The following is a 224-nucleotide window of genomic DNA, read 5'->3' on the forward strand; positions in this document are numbered from 1 at the left end:
CCCGAAAGCGTCTGGGACCGGGTCGACATGCAGGTGCGTCTGACGCCGGGGCGTCTGCAGCCGGAAATGGTCCGGTCCCAGCGGCTGCTGGCTGATGAAATCGTCGTCCTGATGCGACGCGACCATCCGCGCGCGGATGAGACGATGACAGCCGAGCTCTATGCCGAATTGCCCCACGTGAAGTTGTCACAATCGGCCACGGGTACAACGGTCATCGACGACGC

1 pseudogene is annotated in these 224 nt (G+C 63.8%); it reads left to right on the top strand.

Annotation, left to right across the window (positions count from 1 at the left end):
* Nucleotides 1–224: pseudogene (locus ABMC89_RS19030) on the top strand (LysR family transcriptional regulator); the annotation flags it as partial.

This window comes from Sulfitobacter sp. HNIBRBA3233, from assembly GCF_040149665.1.
Taxonomy (GTDB): domain Bacteria; phylum Pseudomonadota; class Alphaproteobacteria; order Rhodobacterales; family Rhodobacteraceae; genus Sulfitobacter; species Sulfitobacter marinivivus.